At 67.4% G+C, this 1,717-nt stretch carries 2 protein-coding genes and 1 pseudogene; all 3 read left to right on the top strand.

Annotation, left to right across the window (positions count from 1 at the left end; all coding sequences use genetic code 11):
* Positions 1-72 precede the first annotated feature (72 nt).
* The gene (locus H958_RS0124425) at positions 73-375 is read left to right on the top strand and encodes a transposase (protein ID WP_028060567.1); all 303 of its coding nucleotides are present in this window, start codon (positions 73-75) and stop codon (positions 373-375) included.
* A 110-nt stretch (positions 376-485) separates the two neighbouring features.
* A pseudogene (locus H958_RS40055) lies at positions 486-1,094 on the top strand (IS3 family transposase); the annotation flags it as partial.
* Positions 1,095-1,261: 167 nt separating this feature from the next.
* The coding region (locus H958_RS40050; RefSeq protein ID WP_156028253.1) for an IS110 family transposase at positions 1,262-1,717 on the top strand (456 nt) is incomplete at its 3' end.

The following is a 1,717-nucleotide window of genomic DNA, read 5'->3' as shown; positions in this document are numbered from 1 at the left end:
TGAGGCAGGCTGGGTTTGACGGAGGCCTTGAGGCGCGGGTTCTGTCCCCGCGGAGAGGAAGCATCCGTTCTGATGTCGCGTCCGAGGAAGTACCCGCCCGAGCTGCTTGATCGCGGCGCGCGGTTGGTGATCGAGTCTGGTCGTCCGATCGCGCATGTCGCCAGGGATCTCGGGATCCCGTCGGAGACGTTGCGCAAGTGGGTGCGTCGCAAGGAGGCCGATGAGGGGCTGCGGCCGGATCTGCCGACCGCGGCCGAGCGTGAGGAGATCAAGCAGTTGCGCAAAGAGGTCTTCGAGCTGCGCCGGGCCAACGAGATCTTGAAGGCCGCCAGCGTGTTTTTCGCGACCGAGCTCGACCAAGACCGAACGAAGTGAGCGCGTTCATCGACGACTACCGCGCGCGCTTCGGGGTCGAGCCGATCTGCCGGGTCCTGGATGTGTCGGCGTCCGCCTACTTTTAGCGCGCGACCGGTCGGCGCTCGCGCCGCGCGATCGAGGACGAGCAGTTGTTAGAGCTCATCGAGTGCGTCGCCGAGCGCAACTACGGCGCCTACGGCTATCGCAAGACCTGGCTGGCCCTGCGACGCGCCGGCGTCGACGTTGGCCGCGATCGCGTCAAGCGCCTGATGCGCCGGGCCGGCATCCAGGGCGCCAAGCGCCGCGGCAAGCCCTGGCGCACCACCACGCCCGACCCTGCCGCGACGCGGCCACCGGATCGAGTCCAGCGCGACTTCACCACGACCAGACCCGACGAGCTCTGGGTCGCGGACTTCACCTACCTGCGCTGCTGGGAAGGCGTGGTGTTCTTCAGCTTCGTCCTGGACGCGTTTTCGCGGCGCATAGTCGGCTGGCAGTTCTCCACGTCGATGCGGACTGACCTGGTCCTTGACGCGCTGCGCATGGCCCTGACCCGCCGGCCGCCCGGCGCAGACGTCGAGCTGATCCATCACTCGGATGCCGGTTCGCAATACACCAGTTTTGCCTTCCAGCAAGAGCTCGACGATCACGGCGTGCTCGCGAGCATCGGCTCCGTCGGCGACGCCTACGACACTCATTCAGAATCTGCGCTCTCGCTGCCTCTGCGGGCGTTCTGACTCTTGCTTTTGACTGGATCCTCTCTCTGGTGATCGTGATCGTCTCGGTCTGCGGTCGAGAGAGTGCCTTGGCGTTGATCTGTCGAGCGTTCGCGGGAGGCGGCGGGGACGTGCACCGACCGGACGGGTCGAACGTGACTTGATAGGAGCCTTGCCCAGCACCTTGAGTGTCCTGTCCGCCGTCCCGGCCGGCGCGTGCGCGGCCCTTCTCGACACGCGATCAAGGAGAGCCTGCATGGACACGATCTCAGACGACGAGCCATCCGTCACGCTCGCGGGTCGATACCCACCTCGATCAACACGCGGCGGCGGTGCTCGACGGTCTCGGACGGGTGCTGGCCACGAGCAGCGTTCCGGCCACCGCGGAGGGCTACGAGCAGCTATTGAGCTGGGCCAGCGCGTTCGGGTTGGTCATCCGCGCCGGCGTCGAAGGCACCAGCAGCTACGGCGCCGGACTGACGCGCTTTCTGCAGGCCGCCGGGGTTGAGGTGATCGAGGTCACTCGCGCGGCGCGCGCCGATCGACGCCATCTCGGCAAGAGCGATCCCGTCGACGCGCAAGCGGCCGCGCGCGCGGTCCTGGCCGAGACCGCGACCGCGTCTCCGAAACCGCGCGACGGGATC

This window comes from Candidatus Solirubrobacter pratensis (genome assembly GCF_000425945.1).
GTDB classification, from domain to species: domain Bacteria; phylum Actinomycetota; class Thermoleophilia; order Solirubrobacterales; family Solirubrobacteraceae; genus Solirubrobacter; species Solirubrobacter pratensis.
The sequence above is the reverse complement of the archived record's forward strand: the minus strand, read 5'-3'. Positions and strand labels throughout refer to the sequence as shown.

Coding starts and splice junctions, on each gene's coding strand:
- H958_RS0124425 (WP_028060567.1), top strand. CDS start 73: ATGTCGCGTCCGAGGAAGTACCCGCCCGAGCTGCTTGATCGCGGCGCG.